The organism is Ruegeria spongiae (assembly GCF_023502395.1).
Taxonomy (GTDB): Bacteria; Pseudomonadota; Alphaproteobacteria; order Rhodobacterales; family Rhodobacteraceae; genus Ruegeria_C; species Ruegeria_C spongiae.
This window is the reverse complement of record NZ_JAMFMB010000048.1, coordinates 1-16864: the sequence shown is the minus strand read 5'-3', so window position 1 is coordinate 16864 and position 16864 is coordinate 1. Positions and strand designations below refer to the sequence as shown.

General features: G+C 57.5%; 23 protein-coding genes. 21 read left to right on the top strand and 2 right to left on the bottom strand.

All coding sequences use genetic code 11. The features are described 5' to 3' along the window. The first annotated feature begins 311 nt into the window (after positions 1-311). From M3P21_RS21155 to M3P21_RS21075, 17 genes are all read left to right on the top strand, one after another. The gene (locus tag M3P21_RS21155; protein WP_249713380.1) at positions 312-1481 is read left to right on the top strand and encodes a tyrosine-type recombinase/integrase; all 1170 of its coding nucleotides are present in this window, start codon (positions 312-314) and stop codon (positions 1479-1481) included. A 12-nt stretch (positions 1482-1493) separates the two neighbouring features. After that, positions 1494-2183 (top strand): hypothetical protein, encoded by a 690-nt coding sequence (locus M3P21_RS21150; RefSeq protein WP_249713378.1) that lies wholly within the window; start codon positions 1494-1496, stop codon positions 2181-2183. 124 nt (positions 2184-2307) lie between these two features. Next, entirely contained in the window at positions 2308-2478 is a 171-nt protein-coding gene (locus M3P21_RS21145; protein ID WP_249713376.1) for a helix-turn-helix transcriptional regulator, read from the top strand. A gap of 105 nt (positions 2479-2583) precedes the next feature. After that, positions 2584-2952: a hypothetical protein gene (locus tag M3P21_RS21140; protein ID WP_249713375.1), complete on the top strand. Its 369-nt coding sequence runs from the start codon at positions 2584-2586 to the stop codon at positions 2950-2952. 103 nt (positions 2953-3055) lie between these two features. Beyond that, entirely contained in the window at positions 3056-3916 is an 861-nt protein-coding gene (locus M3P21_RS21135) for a DUF7146 domain-containing protein (RefSeq protein WP_249713373.1), read from the top strand. Further along, positions 3913-5400, top strand: a complete 1488-nt coding sequence (locus M3P21_RS21130; protein WP_249713372.1) for a YfjI family protein — start codon at positions 3913-3915, stop codon at positions 5398-5400. Before M3P21_RS21135 ends, M3P21_RS21130 begins: the two co-directional genes overlap by 4 nt. Further along, entirely contained in the window at positions 5400-5570 is a 171-nt protein-coding gene (locus M3P21_RS21125) for a hypothetical protein (protein WP_249713370.1), read from the top strand. The genes M3P21_RS21130 and M3P21_RS21125 overlap by 1 nt, the downstream gene beginning before the upstream one ends. Beyond that, positions 5557-5862, top strand: a complete 306-nt coding sequence (locus M3P21_RS21120) for a hypothetical protein (protein ID WP_249713368.1) — start codon at positions 5557-5559, stop codon at positions 5860-5862. The genes M3P21_RS21125 and M3P21_RS21120 overlap by 14 nt, the downstream gene beginning before the upstream one ends. Continuing rightward, positions 5852-6298, top strand: coding sequence for a DUF5681 domain-containing protein (locus M3P21_RS21115; protein WP_249713366.1), 447 nt, complete (start codon positions 5852-5854; stop codon positions 6296-6298). Before M3P21_RS21120 ends, M3P21_RS21115 begins: the two co-directional genes overlap by 11 nt. Further along, positions 6295-6543 (top strand): hypothetical protein, encoded by a 249-nt coding sequence (locus M3P21_RS21110; RefSeq protein WP_249713364.1) that lies wholly within the window; start codon positions 6295-6297, stop codon positions 6541-6543. Before M3P21_RS21115 ends, M3P21_RS21110 begins: the two co-directional genes overlap by 4 nt. A gap of 2 nt (positions 6544-6545) precedes the next feature. Continuing rightward, positions 6546-6863 carry a hypothetical protein gene (locus tag M3P21_RS21105; protein WP_249713362.1) on the top strand — a complete coding sequence of 106 codons (318 nt, stop codon included), beginning with the start codon at positions 6546-6548 and terminating at the stop codon, positions 6861-6863. Next, positions 6860-7090: a hypothetical protein gene (locus M3P21_RS21100; RefSeq protein ID WP_249713361.1), complete on the top strand. Its 231-nt coding sequence runs from the start codon at positions 6860-6862 to the stop codon at positions 7088-7090. Before M3P21_RS21105 ends, M3P21_RS21100 begins: the two co-directional genes overlap by 4 nt. A gap of 61 nt (positions 7091-7151) precedes the next feature. Continuing rightward, the gene (locus tag M3P21_RS21095) at positions 7152-7589 is read left to right on the top strand and encodes a hypothetical protein (RefSeq protein WP_249713359.1); all 438 of its coding nucleotides are present in this window, start codon (positions 7152-7154) and stop codon (positions 7587-7589) included. 70 nt (positions 7590-7659) lie between these two features. After that, positions 7660-8505, top strand: coding sequence for a hypothetical protein (locus M3P21_RS21090; protein WP_249713357.1), 846 nt, complete (start codon positions 7660-7662; stop codon positions 8503-8505). Further along, positions 8505-10424 (top strand): D-alanyl-D-alanine carboxypeptidase family protein, encoded by a 1920-nt coding sequence (locus M3P21_RS21085; RefSeq protein WP_249713355.1) that lies wholly within the window; start codon positions 8505-8507, stop codon positions 10422-10424. The genes M3P21_RS21090 and M3P21_RS21085 overlap by 1 nt, the downstream gene beginning before the upstream one ends. Before the next feature lies 1 nt (position 10425). After that, a complete protein-coding gene (locus M3P21_RS21080; RefSeq protein WP_249713353.1) occupies positions 10426-12630 on the top strand; it encodes a hypothetical protein in 2205 nt (734 codons plus the stop codon). 193 nt (positions 12631-12823) lie between these two features. Beyond that, positions 12824-13039, top strand: a complete 216-nt coding sequence (locus tag M3P21_RS21075; RefSeq protein WP_249713351.1) for an HGGxSTG domain-containing protein — start codon at positions 12824-12826, stop codon at positions 13037-13039. A 311-nt stretch (positions 13040-13350) separates the two neighbouring features. Here the strand turns inward: M3P21_RS21075 and M3P21_RS21070 are convergent, their stop codons facing one another. Then, the gene (locus M3P21_RS21070) at positions 13351-13737 is read right to left on the bottom strand and encodes a thermonuclease family protein (protein ID WP_249713349.1); all 387 of its coding nucleotides are present in this window, start codon (positions 13735-13737) and stop codon (positions 13351-13353) included. 195 nt (positions 13738-13932) lie between these two features. On the opposite strand from M3P21_RS21070, the gene M3P21_RS21065 reads away from it, so the two are divergent. The 3 genes from M3P21_RS21065 (at position 13933) to M3P21_RS21055 (ending at position 15987) form a co-directional block, all read left to right on the top strand. Further along, entirely contained in the window at positions 13933-14361 is a 429-nt protein-coding gene (locus M3P21_RS21065; protein WP_249713347.1) for a hypothetical protein, read from the top strand. 261 nt (positions 14362-14622) lie between these two features. Further along, positions 14623-14973 carry a RidA family protein gene (locus tag M3P21_RS21060; RefSeq protein ID WP_249713346.1) on the top strand — a complete coding sequence of 117 codons (351 nt, stop codon included), beginning with the start codon at positions 14623-14625 and terminating at the stop codon, positions 14971-14973. Positions 14974-15156: 183 nt separating this feature from the next. Beyond that, positions 15157-15987 carry a hypothetical protein gene (locus M3P21_RS21055; RefSeq protein ID WP_249713344.1) on the top strand — a complete coding sequence of 277 codons (831 nt, stop codon included), beginning with the start codon at positions 15157-15159 and terminating at the stop codon, positions 15985-15987. A 119-nt stretch (positions 15988-16106) separates the two neighbouring features. Here M3P21_RS21055 and M3P21_RS21050 read toward each other — a convergent pair whose 3' ends face one another. Then, positions 16107-16352 (bottom strand): XRE family transcriptional regulator, encoded by a 246-nt coding sequence (locus M3P21_RS21050; RefSeq protein WP_249713342.1) that lies wholly within the window; start codon positions 16350-16352, stop codon positions 16107-16109. Positions 16353-16454: 102 nt separating this feature from the next. Between M3P21_RS21050 and M3P21_RS21045 the strand changes: the two genes are divergently transcribed. Then, entirely contained in the window at positions 16455-16724 is a 270-nt protein-coding gene (locus tag M3P21_RS21045) for a hypothetical protein (RefSeq protein WP_249713341.1), read from the top strand. The last annotated feature ends 140 nt before the right edge of the window (positions 16725-16864 follow it).

Genomic DNA, 16864 nt, shown 5'->3' with positions numbered 1-16864 from the left:
CACCTCTGTCTTCTGTTCGACGTATTTAGCCATGACCAGAATCGCTCATGCTTCAAAGATGATTAGAGGTACTGTGTCACCTCTTGTGTCACCTTTGCAGGGCGCAGATTCCCGCTAAGATACTGATTTGATTGTATTTTCAGTGAAGTCATTGGTGCCCAGGAGAGGCATCCAATCCCTATATTTTGGTGTTCCACTGTGCATCAGGTTTTGCATGAATCCCGTGATTCCAGTTAATTAAGTGTCCCATGGCACTTCACTGTGACCCACCATATACCATATATTGAGGGTGGACAGAGAGGTGGACGAGATTGAGCCGTCAGTTGAACAAGCTGAGTGCCGCGACCCTGAAGGCTGCTGAGCCGGGCAAGATTGCCGACGGCGGCGGTCTTTGGTTCCACAAGCGAGCGGATGGTGGAGCGCAGTGGTTTCTCCGCGTGACTGTTCACGGACGGCGGCGGGAAATGGGGCTGGGGCCGTATCCCGAGGTATCGTTGCGTGAGGCTCGGCAGGAGGCCGACAGATGGCGCGCCGTAGTGCGCAGCGGATTGGACCCCATTAAAGAACGTGAACGCATCAAGCGCGAAGAAGCCAGCAAGTTGCACCTGCTGAAGGATGTTGCCGACGATGCCTTTGAAAGCCGAAAGGCTGAACTAAAGGGCGATGGCAAGGCAGGGCGCTGGTTCACGCCGTTGCAGCTTCATGTTCTCCCCAAGCTTGGCAAGGTGCCGATTGGCGATATCGACCAAAAGGACATTCGCGATACGATGGCACCAATCTGGCATGAGAAAGCCGATACTGCCCGAAAGGCTATGAACCGGCTTAGCATCGTATTCCGTCATGCTGCTGCTCTCGGACTTGAAGTTGATCTTCAGGCGACGGACAAGGCAAAGGCTCTTTTGGGCAAGCAACGACACAAGGCCAAGAATATACCCGCCCTGCCCTGGCAGGAGGTTCCCAGCTTCTACCAGTCACTCGATGGTGGCACGGTTACCGAGCTTGGGCTGCGCTTGCTGATCCTAACGGCAGTTCGTTCATTTCCGCTTCGGTTTGCTCACTTGGACCAGATTGACGGTGACGTGTGGACGATACCGGCTGAAGCCGTGAAAGGACGCAGGGATGCAACCAGCGAATTCCGGGTGCCGCTATCGACTGAAGCGCTGAACGTGATCGACCAAGCAAAGCCGTTTGCTCGTGATGGGTTCTTGTTTCCCGGCGCTCGCAGGGGCGTGATTTCTGACATGACGATGAGTGGCCTCATGAAACGACGCCAAATGATTGAACGCCCACACGGGTTCAGGTCGTCATTCCGGGATTGGGTGGCGGAGACGCAGAATGTACCGCACGAGGTTGCTGAAACAGCGCTGGGACATGTCGTTGGCGGCTCAGTCGAGCGCGCCTATCGGCGTACGGACTTTTTGGAGCAAAGGCGCGTTCTGATGGAGAAGTGGTCTGCATTTCTCACTAAAAGGATGCAATAGAGGATGACAAGAATGTCCGTTGAATTTCAAGATGCTGTTGACTGGGTAGAACGGGTCTCAGCCTCTTGGTTAGAAAACGGAAAGTGCGACTTTGCCGACCTCGACCCGGCTGAACCCATTTTGTGCCTGCGCTTCGGGATTTACTACGACGCCCGAGGCAGTACACCATTAGCTTCGTTGATCGGCGGACCGTCTTTTGGCGGGCGGTTCATCTGCAGCGACGCTGCTGGATCACAGCTCCTTTCGGTTTGTGAGAAATCTCCAGCTGCCTATAACTTGCTTCGTGAAATTTCTGCAGACTTCATTCTCCGAGATGACGAATTACCCCCATCCCTACGCCAGTTCGCGGCGTTACATCTTCGTGGAAGATTGAACGAGCCGAAGAAAAAAAGGATTCATAAAACTGCGTTCCGAAACATATGGCTTCTCAGTTTGTCGCGAAACGTGGCTGCTGATTACGACCTATCGATTACCAGGAATGATGAATCGCGAGTCAGGACTAGTGCCTGCGATGCAGTTGCAATGGGGTTGGCGCGGAACGGGCATCATATTTCCTACAGGGCCGCAAAGGAGGTGTGTGTTGGCACTACGAGCAGGAGGATACGCGCGGTATCTGACCTGTGGGTAGAAGCCTACCATGCCGCCAGAACCGCGAAAATTATTCCCGAAAGTGTTCTGGATCGTATCTGGACTGATGTGTGAGATAGCAGCTTTATCTCCGACACGAACCAGTACGCACCAAGGGGCACAAAAGACGCACCACAACCCAATGGTGCGTCATGTGGAACCTAGTACCGGGTAGACGCGCCCCATCCGAGGGGATGCTATGAAGTACCTTTCGTTTCGCGACCTACAAGACAAGCTTGGTGGCCGAGGTCGCACCACCATCTATCGCGATGTTGAGAATGGCCGTCTTCCCAAGCCAGTGAAGCTCGGCTCCCGCCTCTATTGGAATGAGGCTGACGTTGACGCCGCAATCGAAAAGCAAGCTGTGTAGAAACCCGCACCCCATTCAGGGCGCGGGCGGCATTTGTATTGCGGCTGGTGGAATAGTCGCGATTGTAACCGTTTCTCGTCCTTGGGGCAACCAAGGAGGCAAAAAATGCCTACCGAGCAAAACACTATCACCAAGCAAGAGAAGCCCCCGGCAGACACTCTTTACGTTCAGCGGTGGGGCGACCTGCCAAGCCCCGCCGCCCCGGCCTTCTATGAGGTCACTAACGCGGGCGAGACCCACACCATTCATGCGGACAAGCTGATGCAGCGCGTTCTAGAGGGCGTGATGAAACAGCCGGTGTTCTGCGCCAGCCGGTGTCGGGTCGGTCACTTTATTGACCTTCTGCGCAAGGATAAGCGCGTCGAGATCGAGACCGATTGGTACAAGAATGACCCAGCGTCGGGCCGGATGCGTTTCGGCGTCTATCGTCTCATTAGCGAGGTGGCCCGGATCGATGGAAAGGAGGCGCAGTAATGAGCGCCCTTGACCTTCAAATCCAAGCGCTGCGCAAAAAGCACGGCCTGACCGAAACCGCAGCCAAACTGATTGCGCTGCTCCACTATGGGGAGCGCGTGTAATGGACGCTGTATCGCTCACACACAATCTGGGCGGCATCTGGCGTAACGGGCAGGGTCAAGCACCCTGCCCAATCTGCCAGCACGAACGCCGCCGCGACCAGACCGCGCTATCTATCTCGGAGTCTGGTGGCCGGTTGCTGCTGTATTGCTTCAAAAACCACTGTGATTTCCGTGATATCGCGGACGCCGCCAACGTGCCCATGAACCGGGCGCAGGTCGATCCCGAGGCCGAACGCGAACGCGAGGCCAAGCGCCGGGACTATGACGCCGCCAAGCTGAGCAGGGCCAAGGGTCTCTGGGAAGCCGGGTTGCCGATAGATCGCACCAAAGCCGAGGCGTATCTCCGGGGGCGTGGCATCACCTGCCCCCTGCCGTCGTCTCTGCGGTTCGTTCCTGACCTGCATCACGCGCCGTCAATGTCATGGTGTTCCGCGATGGTGGCAAAGGTCGAGCCGACCGGGGGCATTCACAGAACCTACATGACCAAGCGAGGCGAGCGTTTGCAGAAGAGCGCCAAGTTGATGCTGGGTCCGTGCGCCGGGGGCGCTGTGAGGCTCAGCGAGACCGAGGGACCGCTTGTCGTCTGCGAGGGTATCGAGACCGGGCTTAGCCTGCTTTCGGGGCTGCTGGACGGCCCTGCGAACGTCTGGGCCGCGCTTTCAACTTCGGGGATGAAAGGCTTGCGCTTACCGGATCGTGCATCGGATCTGATTATCGCGACGGACGGTGATGCCGCTGGACAGGAGGCGGGCCACAAACTGGCCAAGCGCGCCAGCGTCCAAGGGTGGAAGGTGGCGATGCTGCCCGCGCCGAACGGCAAAGACTTCAACGACATTTTGCAGGAAGGGGGCGCGGTATGACGATGATCCAGCCCAAACCATTTATCGAAGAAGGCCCGCAACCTCTGTTGCGGGAAATCCCGCCCGGTGATCCGTACCCGGTGGATGCGTTGGGGCCGCTCAGGGCCGCTGTGCTGGCCGTACAGGACAAGACCCAGGCCCCGGTAGCTCTGGCCGCTCAATCGGCCTTGTCCGTGGCGTCTCTGGCCGTTCAGGCGTTCGCAGATGTTGAGACGCTTGGCGGCACCGCCCCGGCTTCACTGTTCTGCCTAACGGTGGCGCGATCCGGTGAGCGCAAGAGCGGATGCGATAAACTGGTGCTGGTTGCCTTGCGCCAGTACGAGCATGACAAGACCTTGGAGTTTCAGATTGACTTTGCGCGCTATGAGGCGGCGAAAAAACTCTGGGACGCACGGCAGGCCAATTTAATAAAAGCTGCTGCCGGATCGGGCGGCAACGCAATCAAAGCGCAGGCTGACCTTGAGGCCATGACCCCGCCACCAAAGCCACCTGTTGAGCCTTCGCGCACCTCGCCTGATCCAACCTTTGAAGGGTTGGTGAAGTCCTTCTTCACCGGGTTCCCTGCAAAGGGCCTGTTCACCGATGAGGGCGGCAGCTTCTTCGGAGGCCACGCCATGAACAGTGAGAATAAGCTGAAGACCTGTTCCGGGCTGTCGAGCTTCTGGGACGGATCGCCCATCAATCGAACCCGCGCTGGTGATGGTGTCGGGACGCTCTGGGGCCGCAGGCTGGCAGCGCACATGATGGCAACACCTGTAGCGGTGCGCCCGCTGCTGGCGGACCCAATCGCCAACGGGCAGGGCTTCTTGGCGCGGTTCCTGATAACCGAACCTCAAAGCGAAATCGGGTATAGGTTGCGAGATGGATACGATCCGAAAAGCGACCTTGCTCTGAACCAGTTCGGTGCACGCCTGACCAGCATCATTTCGACCGAGCCGCCCCTGAAGGAGGGCACCCAGAACCAACTTGAACTTGAACCCCTCGCGGTCAACGGCGAAGCGCGCAAACTGCTCTGGGATTACTATTGCGCGACCGAGCAGGCACAGCGCCCCGGCGGTGACCTGTCTCACGTCACCGCCCACGCATCCAAGAGCGCAGAACAGGCCGCGCGCATAGCTGCGGTGATGACGCTCTGGGGCAGTCTCGATGCGCGGGAAGTTTCAGCCGAGGCAATGAGCAACGGCATCGCCCTGGCTCAATACTATCTCTCAGAGGCGTCCCGGCTGGCGGATGCGGCGGTGATATCGGAGAAGACCGAACAGGCCGAAGCGCTGCGGTTGTGGCTGCAATCCTCATGGACCGAGCCAGAGATTTTGCCGGGTGATGTCGCCCAACTCGGACCTAACGGGTTGCGGGAAACGGCCAAGGCCAAAGAGGCGATGAGTACGCTGGCGCAGTACGGTCACCTCGTCCAACTCCCCGAGGGCACAGAGGTGCGTGGCAGGTCTCGGAAACTGGCGTTCCGTGTGGTGAGGGGGTCGTGATGAGCAAAAAAGATAAAAACCATCTCCACCCTGCTAATCCCGCTAATCTTGCTAAACAGCCGCCTTACGGTGGCGATGCAGACCCCCATTTTAGCGAGTTTAGCGGCTTTAGCAGCCCGGCAGTCAATTTCACCCGTTTTGCATGGGGGTGTGATTATGAAGTGGTTTGACCCATACGAGGCGCTGGCCCGGATGCGTGCGGAGGGTGACGCGGGCGAACCCGAAATCTCTACGCGCGTAGAAAATCCCAACCCGAATACCGCGCAAACTTTTCGCGATAATCAGGATCGACCAGCAGAAACCCCGCACGGCAACTCAGTCGGCGGCAGGCACCGCACATGGACGGGCAAGGTGGTCAGCTTGGAGGCATGGCGACAGCTAACCGAGTGGGAAAAGCACGGCCCGAATGGGCGGGTGTGGGATGGATCAACACAACAATGGAGAACACCAGATGAGCAGTGATAACAACCGTAACAACGGGTCCAATACGGAGGCCCGAAACCCCGATGGCACATTTAAGCCCGGCAACCCAGGACGGCCCAGAGGTGCCCGACACAAGACCACACGGGCGATTGAGGCGCTGCTGGAAGGCGAGGGCGAGGCATTGGCGCAGAAGGCTATCGACCTCGCACTTGAAGGTGACATGGCCGCGCTGCGTCTCTGCATAGAACGGATCGCTCCCGCCCGAAAGGATGCGCCGGTCAGCTTCAACCTTCCCCGCATCGAGAGCGCACAGGACGCCTCAGAGGCCGCTCAGGCGGTTCTACGGGCCGTCTCCGAGGGAGAGCTTACCCCGTTGGAAGGGGCCACAGTCATGGGGCTGATAGAGCAGTTCCGGCGCGTGCTGGAAACGACCGAGATTGAGAAGCGCATCTCAGCATTGGAGGCAGCAAAATGAGCCTGAAAACACGCGTGGCGAAGATAGAGCAAAGGACGGGTGGCGGCAGAAAGGGAATTCCTTTCGACGCAATCTATCTCTGCGAACTCCAAGCGAAGCACGAGGAAACCGAAGAGGGCGGCGAGCCCATGCTGGCCTATATCATGAAAGGTCCAGAGGCAGGTGGCCAGTTGTCAAGAAACGAAGGCGAAACTCGCGAGGCTTTCAAAGCCCGTGTAGCCCGCGTTGTGGAGGGCTTGGAATGAGAATGAAAGGACGCATCCAGAAGCTCGAACAATCAGCACTTTCGAGCATGAGTGACCTCGCCCCAACCTACGTGCGAGACGAGTCCGGCGCGGTGGTGGGCGCTGAGTTCAGGGAAATTGGTCTACTACCTCTCAGCAGACAAGCCCGGGAATCCGAGGCTGAGTTTCTCAACCGTTTCCACCTGTCTATTGTCACTCGTTCGACTGAATGCGCCACGCCACTCTACCCACTTCTCAGCACCGAAACGCTGGAACGGTGCCAGGCCGCGCTGGACTCGTTTATCGCAGAAAGCACCTCAACCAAGGATCTAAAACAATGAACCTGAAATCACGCATCGACCGTTTGGAGAACCCTGGAAAAGAGAAATCCACCCAACTTGTTTGGCTGGATCGCAACCTGACTGTTGATGAGCAGGCAGAGTACTTGGATGCCTATCGCGCGGAGAACGACATACCGGATAACGTAGGGCTTCGGACGATTGGCTGGGAGACCGATAGTGGTGTTTCGCCAGGAGAACAAACCGGAACAAATCCGCCTAATTGGTAAAAAACTATTACCAAAAATCAGGGTAACATGATACCTTGTTTGGCAAGTTGGAGGGGCACTTATGCACACCGCAGGCAGTGAAACAAAAGAGGCTTGGGAGCCGCTCGGGCGGATTGAAAAGCCAACTCGCATCGTCTTTCGGGATGAGGATTTGATGAATCTCTCACCTGAGCATCAGGCTTACTATCAGGAGCCTGCGCAGTGGTGGCGGCATCGCGACCTAGAGATGCAGGCGGTTCCAGTTTTTGGTGGTGCTGCTTGGTGGGTGTCCGCGCTCACCGTTCCCGAAATCCGGGAGGATTATGTCAAAGCCGTGCGAGAAACCTTGCACGAGATTATGCGCAGCACGAACGCCGACTTGATTTTGTGCGAGGTGATCGACGGGCTGGACGACGAGGAAACCCTTAGTCGAGTCGAAGAGGTTGGATTTAGGCGGCTTGGTGAGATTCCCTTGTCCAGCGGTAGCCGCACCCTCTTTGGATGGAGGCCATACCAGTGAATAAATCCAGCAAGCACGGCCAGCCAAGAAATGAGTCTGCGAAGCAGTCGAAAATTGAGAGGCAAGCAAAATGAGCAGCGGCGGTAGCAAAAGCACAACGACAGTTCAGAAGGCCGATCCTTGGTCTGGGGCGCAGCCCTATCTAAAGCGCGGGCTTAAGGAGGCCGAAAGCCTGTTCGATCAAGGAGGCTTTTCGCCCGAGGTCTATCAGGGCAACCGGGTTGCAGGCTTTGGCGATATCACCAATCAGGCACAAGGCATGACCATGTCTCAGGCTATGGGGCCAAATGCCACCGCCGGGGCCACAAATACGCTTCAGCGCATGATGGACCCCGACTATACATCCGGGCAACTGGATCAGGTCAAGCAGAACGCCCTTGAATCTGCGATCCCTGCTGCGACCTCGATGTTCTCAGGCTCGGGGATGCTGAATTCCTCACAGGCCATGGATACGGTTGGTAGGGCTGCTGCTGAAGCTGTGGCACCGATTGAGTACGGCGCACATCAGGCGGCACAGAACAGAGCCATGCAGGCGGCTGAAATGGCCCCCAAGATTGATTTGGCGGGTTACATGCCAGCTCAGATGGTCGGGCAGGTTGGGTCGGCTCAGGACGCTTTGGCACAGTCACAAATCAACTCGGACATGCAGGTGTTCAGTGAGGGCGCGAACGCCGACGCGAAGAACCTCAGTGGCTTTGCGGGCATGGTGTATCCCGGCGCTGGTATGGGCAGTCAATCAACGGCTACGGGTCCGGGTGGCGGCCCATCGACGGGCGCGCAAATCGCAGGGGCTGGATTGGCCGGTCTTGGCACATACGGGGCACTTACCGCACCAGCCGCTCTGGGCGGACTAGGATTGGCAGGGCCATTGGGAATAGCGGGCGGCGGACTAGCCGCACTAGCGGGGTTATTGTGATGGGACTTTCAAAAATGATTTCGGGGCAACCGATTGGTGGGGGAGCTCAGATTAAAGAAGGTCTGATTGGCGCGCATCCCTTGCTTCTAAGCATGGGCGCAAGCCTCCTTTCTGGGCAGGGAGTCGGTCCAGGTCTTCAAGGCGGTCTTGCGGGCATGATGCAGATGCAAGAGCGCAAGCGCCTGCGCGAGCGTGAGAAGGCCGAGGAACAGCGACAGGAACACTTGAGAGCCGAGGGGCTTGAGTTTACCAGCGGCGCTCTTAGCGGGCTTGGCACGTACGCAATCTCGAATATGGCCCCCATGAACGCGAACAACACCACGCAAGAGGTTATGGCACAACACGGCGGACCCACAGTCGCTGCTGCTGAAGCGCTTAATCAGGGTGGCTTTGATTTCACTCCCTATGCGGTTGGTGGTGCGGCGTCTCGCCCGGACAGCTTTACGGGCCTTAACCCCGATATGCAGCAAGCGGTGGCGTCGATGTTGCAGGCGGCTGACGCGGAACTTGGACAAGGCGCGCTCAAAATCACGTCAGCCTATCGGTCGCCAGAATTGCAGGGACGGCTATATGAAGCCGCGTTGAAGAAATACGGCTCCCCTGAGGCCGCAAGGAAGTGGGTCGCACCTCCGGGCCGCTCGCAGCACAATCACGGGACAGCAATTGACTTCGCAGGCGCAGACGGTGGCTTGCTGCGGGATGCGAATAGCCGCGAGGCGCAATGGATTGCCCGAAACGCATCTCGGTTTGGTCTCGATGTACCGATGAATTGGGAACCTTGGCAGGTAGAGCTTGCCGGGGCGAGAGGTGGACAGCCACAGCAGGCCGGGCCGTCCATGTCACCGGATGAGGCGGCGCAGGCGCTTCACAACCCCTATGTGCCCGCTGCCATGAAGCAAGCCATTATCGGTCAATTCCAGCCGCAGCAGGACCAGAGAACAGCGCTTCTGCAGAACATTCACGGACTGATAGAGATGGGCTATCCCCGCGCTGAAGCCGTTAGACTGGCGCGCGGTGGTGCGGTTGGTGATACCGCCGCGATGCAGACCCTCAAGGCCCGAGCGCAGGCATCAGGCTTGCAAGAGGGAACGCCTGCCTATCAGGACTTCATGCGCACAGGCGGCAAGGCTGGCACCTCACTTCAGGTCGGGGCTGATGGGTCCGTTTCCTTCAATGACGGCGTACCGGTCATTCCAGGCGGGCAAAGCCCGATGACCACGAACTCTCCGCGCGACGGGGGTAAGCTGGCTCAGGAACTCAGCAAGGGCGATGCTGCCACACTGAATGAGGTTGGGGAGGCTGCCCGTACCGCCACGCAGCTTGAATCGTTGGCCAACCAGCTTGAAGTTATCACGCCGCAATTGGGCTACACTGGCCCCGGTGGTGGGTTCTACGGCGCAGTAGACGATATGGTCGGGTTTCTACCCGGTGACAGCGGCGCAAGGGGGGCTTTCAAGTCTCTGGCGATGGAGGCACAGCTTTCCTTCACCGAAAAAACCAAGGGCGCAATCACGGATCGTGAAATGGCCATGTTCAAGGCGGCGGTGCCGAACCTCGGACAAACACCAGAGGCGAACCGGATGATTTCCCAGGTCATGCAGGCGGGCGCGCAGCGGGTTCAGGCGCGCGCAGCATTCTTCGAGAACTGGGCACGTGTTCACGGTAGCCTTGAGGGCGCTCAAGAGGTCTGGGGCGCGTATATGCGGGATAACCCTTTGCTCGCTGAAGGCTCCGGCGGTCTCACGGTCAACCCGGAGGGGGGGTGGAACTCCTACCTGAACCGGAAGCCTGCCATGAGCTACACGCCTGAAGGCATCATGCAGATGGGGCGTGATGAAGTCGGCATGGTCCCGATTGAACGGCTGACCGGGCCGCAAATCGATGCGCTGGAACGGCGCATGCAGCAGTTGGGGTTCTGATATGGATGACCTGAGAAAACGCATCGCAGCAAGGCGCGCAGAACTGAACCAGCAGGGCGGACAGATGGACGGTTTGCGTGACCGGATTGCCAAGCGACGGGCTGAACTGTCTGGCGAGGTCATCGCAACCACCGATGACGGCGGGCAGGTCTTTAAGGGGCAAGACGGTTCGCTTTCCTTCAAGTCACCTGGATACGCGACCACGGATCAGGCCCGTATCGCAGAAATCATGAAGGGCGCAAAGCCGGTGGACCTGATGCAGGGTGATTTGGACCGTGAACGCATCGCTCAGAACCCGGTCGCGGCCAGAGCGCAGGAATTCGTTCAGGGCACCCCCCTGGTCGGGGAGTGGGCAGACGAGGCAGTTGGCATGGTCAGCCCGCAGGCGGCAGAGAACATGCGCCTGACATCAGATGCCATGGAGCGACAGCACCCCGGCCAATCAGCCGCGCTGAATGTGACAGGTGGCATTGCAACGGCCATCCCGCTCGCTACTGGTGCCGGGATCGGCAAGGCCGCAGATTTCATTAGCAAGGGTGCGAACACTCTCACACGTGGATTGCGTGCTGGAACGGTGGCCGCCCCTGCGGGGATGGTTGAGGGCGCATCGAGTTTTGCCGGACGGGCAGAGCCAGGGGAAAGACTGCAAGCAGCCGGACAGGGCGCAGCGGTCGGCGGGAGTCTTGCAGCGCTTCTTGGCCCCGTCGCCTCGATGACGGGCGAAGGCGTCACCAATCTTGCGCGGCGTGTTAAGGGCTTGGACGTTCGCACAATCATGGAGGAATTCGGCCTTTCCCCGGCAGCCGCCCGAACGGTCAAACAGGCGCTCGTGAACGACGACCTGGATGCCGCACAAGCCCAATTATCACGGTTGGGTGATGATGCCATGCTGGCGGACGCTGGGCCGTCCACACAGGCCCTGTTGGACGCCAGCGCCAACACGGGCGGTACGGCGCTCAGAGTGGCCCGTGAGGCCGCAGAGACGCGCTCTGCGAAGGTCGGAGCGCATCTCAGCAGAACCCTTGATGCAGTGTTCGGAAAACCCAAGGGTGTGAAGACCGCCGCACGTGAGATATCGCAGGGCACATCCAGCGTCAGACAAGCGGCTTATGACCGCGCCTATGCTCAGCCCATCGACTATGCGGCCAAGTCGGGTCGGGATATCGAGGGCGTATTGTCTCGTGTTCCCGGTCGGACTTTGAAGTCAGCCATTTCCGAAGCCAATGAGGCGATGACGGCAAAGGGTGCCCGCAATCAGCAGATACTGGCGGACATTGCCGATGATGGGGCGGTCTCGTTTCGCGAAATGCCCAACGTACAGCAATTGGACGAAATCAAGAAAGCGCTGGATGGGATTGCCAGAGAGTCTGTTGATCAATTCGGCAGGCTCAACGCAGCGGGCCTGAGAGCGCGCAAATTGGCCGGTGAGCTACGCGAGGCCCTGAAAGCGGCTAACCCCGTCTACGGGCGTGCTCTGCGCCTCGGCGGCGATAAGCTGCAACGGGATGAAGCGCTCGCCCTTGGAAAGAACCTCCTGTTCAAGGGAACCACGGTTGAGGATGTGCAGGGTTTTCTGCGCCAGGGCGTATCGAATGAGGCCCGTCAGGCGCTCCGACAGGGCATCCGGGAAAGCATTGAAAACAACTTGTCCAATGTGCGCCGGACCATCACTGACCCGAACGTGGATGCCCGCGAGGCCATGACGCTCATCAAGGACATGTCGAGCAGGGCGAACCGGGAGAAGTTGAGATTTGCTGTTGGCGGCCCTCGTGCGGACCGGCTGTTGCAGGAACTGGACCGCGCGGCGGCGGCGCTGGAACTCAGGGCAGCGGTTGCCCAGAACTCCAAGACAGCCATACGGCAATCTATTCAAGGTCAGGTTGCGGAAGAAGCCGCACCCGGCCTTCTGCGCAGCACGGCTGGCAATGCCGGTAATCCACTGGAGGCCGCAAGGCGGGTCACTCAGTCTGTCGCGTCCATAGATCCGCGAAGCATGAGCGCGCGTGAAAAGGCCGTGTTTGATGAAATCGCGCAGTCACTGGTTGGCATCAAAGGACCGGAAGCGAGGCGGGCACTGGTTGCCGTCAAACGGGCCTTGATTGGTCAGCCGCTCAAGGATGGGCAGTCAGAACTAATCGGGCGTGTGGTGGCTAACTCTGGCGCTCTTGGGCTTTATCAATCAGGGAAGCAAGCCCTAGCACAGTGATGGAGCCGCAAAGGCACGCAATGACGAACGGGACCATGCCAAAGGTCTTGTAAATCTGGGTGTATCCCCAACCGATACTGAAGATGGTCACAGGGGCAGAAAGCAGGATCACGATAATGGCGGTGTTGATAAAAAATCGGCGCATGAGAGTAATTTAGGTATCGACCGGACTCAGGTCCAGAGGGGATCAGATATGAACACCAAGACGGAGATTTGCGGGGCCAAGAAGAAAGACGGCGTATGCATGAACGAGCCGGTGACCGGTAAGACCCGCTGCCGCCTTCATGGTGGGCTATCAACCGGGGCCAAGACGCCCGAGGGGCGAGCGAGGCAGGCGGAGGCGAACCACAAGCGTTGGAGCGAAATCAAGCTGGCATTGGCGCTGTATCGGGCGCAGCCTTCGGGGTGATTTCGCCTGCCTCTCTTGATTAATAAATCAAAGGATATCAAGCCACGACAACCAATGGCAAGTATTGCAAGGACGGGTGCCGGAAGATGGCGGCCAGATACCGACGCATTGCACGCAACGCTGGATAACCCGCCTGCCGGTATTCGCGCCATGGGGTCTTATCCGTTTTGCCCTTTTTCCGAGGCGGTACATGGATCAAGGCTTTCCGTTATGAAGGAAACGTGCAGGGGTGCGCCAAATCCAGAAACCCCTTGTTTTTATGGCCCGGCTTTCCACAATGACGGAAAGGATCAGCGCCCCCAAGTTTGGGGTCAGCAATACCGCGCCCGCTTCAACCGAGACTTAGCGGCGGGCGTCTCAAACCGGGCATACCGTCCACCAGAGTACCGGCGACAATCAAGGGCATACCCCGCAGCAATCACGGCTGCCCCGATATCTTGCCCATCGGCGTAGCAGACACCCACGTACCGGTCATAGGTCTTTTCACCTGTCAGGTCGCAGGACACGGCCTTACCGCGCAGATAGTTCACCATCCATCGCTTGGCTGATTGACCGGCCTGCGTGTTGAGTTCTGGCGCGTCTACGCCTTGAAACCGCACAGGCACGCCATCCCAGACGATTGTGTCTGCATCACGGACCTGGACGGCAGCAGTGGCGCTGCATGCAGCAAGCAGGAAGAAGACAGAAATGAGTCGCATAGGGCCTCCGTTAACGAGTGGTTAACATAGGCACGAGGGCGTTAACAAACGACCGCACAGATAAAATTGGCGGGAAAAGTTTCGGCCACACAGGTTCGTCTGAAGGTAGGCCAATCGCTGGAATGCACTGGCCTGTCTTATGTGATAATCTCTACTGAATAGATGTATGTGCATTTCACGCTTGGAGTGATTTCTATGACTTGGGAGACGCGCGTAAAGGCTGTTGCTGTATTTGTAAGCGTGGTCGCAATTTTGGTTGGTGGTTGGCAGTATTTGCAAACCCAGAAGATTAACGCTGCCAGGCCGTACCTCGAAAAGAAGCTAGAATGGTGCGAGGAAGCCGTGCGCATCACTTCTAAACTTGCGGTCATGCGAGAAGAGAATTTTAGAAGCGAAGCTGAGTTCTGGCAGCTTTATTGGGGCGTAATGGGCTTAACCGAAAACGCGGATGTGACACGCGCGATGGTTGCTTATGGGAAGGAACTCAATGAAAAGACCGAGGGAGCAAGCGAACCCGACTTTGATCCCACGAGCGCTCTGGGCCTGACGGGATTATCGCTGGATTTAGCCCACGCTTGCAGGGGCGAACTTGCCAACGAATGGTCCCCACATTGGAGGAACTAGGTCAGACTTGTGAGCTACCCATCCTGCGCACCAAATCCCGCTCTCGCAAGAAAGCTGCTGACGAACGTTCTCTCTGCTCCGGGTCCGTGTGCTGGTTCCTGTGGAGGGGTACGGTCAGCGGTACGAGGAAGTCTACAGGTGGATGGATGAGCGCGCAGGGCGCGGCCTGTGGGGTCACAACGCGGACTGCGTTCCTCGTTACGACCTCAGAGACGCAACAGCGTTCTACACAAAAACCGATTGGGAATTGTGAGGATCGATATGACTGACATTACGCGCATCAAACCCGGCGAACGAATGAGCCAGGCAGCCTCGCATGGCGGTTTGGTTTGGCTGGCCGGACAGTGCGGCATTGCTGGGCAAAGCGTGACCGAGCAGACCCAAGATGCCCTTGCGAAGGTAGAGGCGCTACTGCTGGAAGCCGGTTCTGACAAAACCCGGATACTGAGCGCGACAATTTGGCTTTCAGACATCGCCTCCTACGATGAACTGAACGCGGTTTGGGATGCATGGATACCGGACGGCTGTGCGCCAGCGCGAGCTTGTGGTGAAGCCCGTCTTGCTGGCGAGGGCTATGACGTCGAAATTATATGCGTTGCTGCAATTGCCTAACTTTGCCCTCAGTGGTCGGCTTTGTGCGAATGGCGTAAGCACAGCGCCCTTCCTACCGCCCGTCGATTAGCAGGATTAGCGGGATTAGCAGGGTGGTAGAGGATTCCCCTGTGGCCTGCCAACGTATAGAAAATGAAACTGATCGCGCTGGATCTCGGGGATATTTGACCGTAAGGGGCTGCAATGGCTCGCAATGCCAACAAGAAGATACTGCTTCAAGAGAACCGATTTTGCATCTATTGCGGAGTCGATGAGCCAAGCACAACTTGGGATCACATGCCAAACAAAGGGATGTTTCCAAAGGATCGTCCGAGTGGTTTAGAGTTCCCTTCGTGCGAAAAATGCAATCAGGGCTCAAAGTGGTTTGAGGACATTGCCTCGTTTATTGGTAGCGTTCAGTGGTCCTCTGTTGAAGGCCACATCACGGATCACTTCGAAGCCAAGCTTGGTCACCTAGTGAGAAACCACCCCGACGCTCTTGAAGAAATGCAACCTTCAATAAGTCAATCTCGCCGCGCTCGCAAAATCACAGACCATGACGGCAACCATGCAGGAGCATTGAATCTAACCGGCCCCATCGTATCAGAGGCGATGCTCTTGTATGGCGCAAAGCTAGGTCTCGCCCTTCATTGGGAGACGACTGGCGAAGTCCTGCCTCCTAGCGGAAAGGTGGGTGTTATCTGGTTTAGCAATGAAAACGCAATACTTGATGAGGTTCCCCAACACCTGTTCGAGTTACTGCCTCAAGGCAAGCAACTCAGGCAGGGTACAAAGGTCTCCAAATACCCGTTTGAATACCAAAGCGCGAAAGCCAATGACGCAGTAACAACCGCTCACTGGGCAACGTTTTCGGGCGCGTTTATGTATTATCTGTTTGTGAGCGAAAGCATGGACTTTTCGGTACTACCAGAAGAGAACATTCATAGGCCTGGCTGCTTGCGGTCACCCAAGCCCCATTCCACTAGGGTCGGATGGTCAATCGGGCCGGTAACATTGCCACTCAGAAATGATTAGCGGTTAAGCCGTCGGGCGGTTCAATGGTGACATGACTGCCGTAACGATCCGGGAATAGGCGGATGAAGGCCACCGCGTGCTGGCCTCATGAATAGCGGTGCGGTATAGTTCTGGGTCAGTCATTCGGCGTCTGACTTTTTGCGAAGTCGCACACCGTGGCCGCCGCCGTTTTCTGGAATGAAGTCCACGCCAGCCTGTTCAAGCGCTACAACAACATTTGCTTCAGTCTCTTCTGAAACGAGGCCCTTGTGCGATGGCCTGCCCTCAAGGCGGCGTAGGGTGATTAGAGGAATGTCTGCCCTTTGGCACAATTCCTGTTGTGTAAGGTCTGCAAGAATTCGCGCTGCCTTGATCGGTTTTTTCATCGCCTGTCTTCACTGATAGTTTTTTATCACTGTGCACTTGTTATCAGTAAAGTCTAGTGATATATAGCTATCAGTTAACCGCCAACCTTGGAGACCGATGCAATGAATGCTCAACGCGCCAGCGCGACCAATACCGTCATGCTCGACAGCCAGAAAGGCACTGGCCCGTCCGATAAGACCCAGGCCATCAAAGACGAGAAGCTGAAAATCGAGGTGGACGCGATGACCTTGAGCGGTCTTACCAAAGCCCTTGATGCACTGACATGGGATGACAACGGCATGGAGAACCCCGAGGCCGTCAGCGCACTTATTCGCACCATCAACACGCGTTCTGAGGCGTTGATGGAACGCATTGAACAACTGGACATCTGAAGGAGGAAAGCACAATGAACGATGAAACCATTTGCGCAAAAGAACTGACGAACAACAGGCTCTACGGCGTCGAGGATCTGCTGACCATTGAGCATCGTATTGACGCCTTCTGCGATTGGAACGACTGCGAGCCGCCTGAA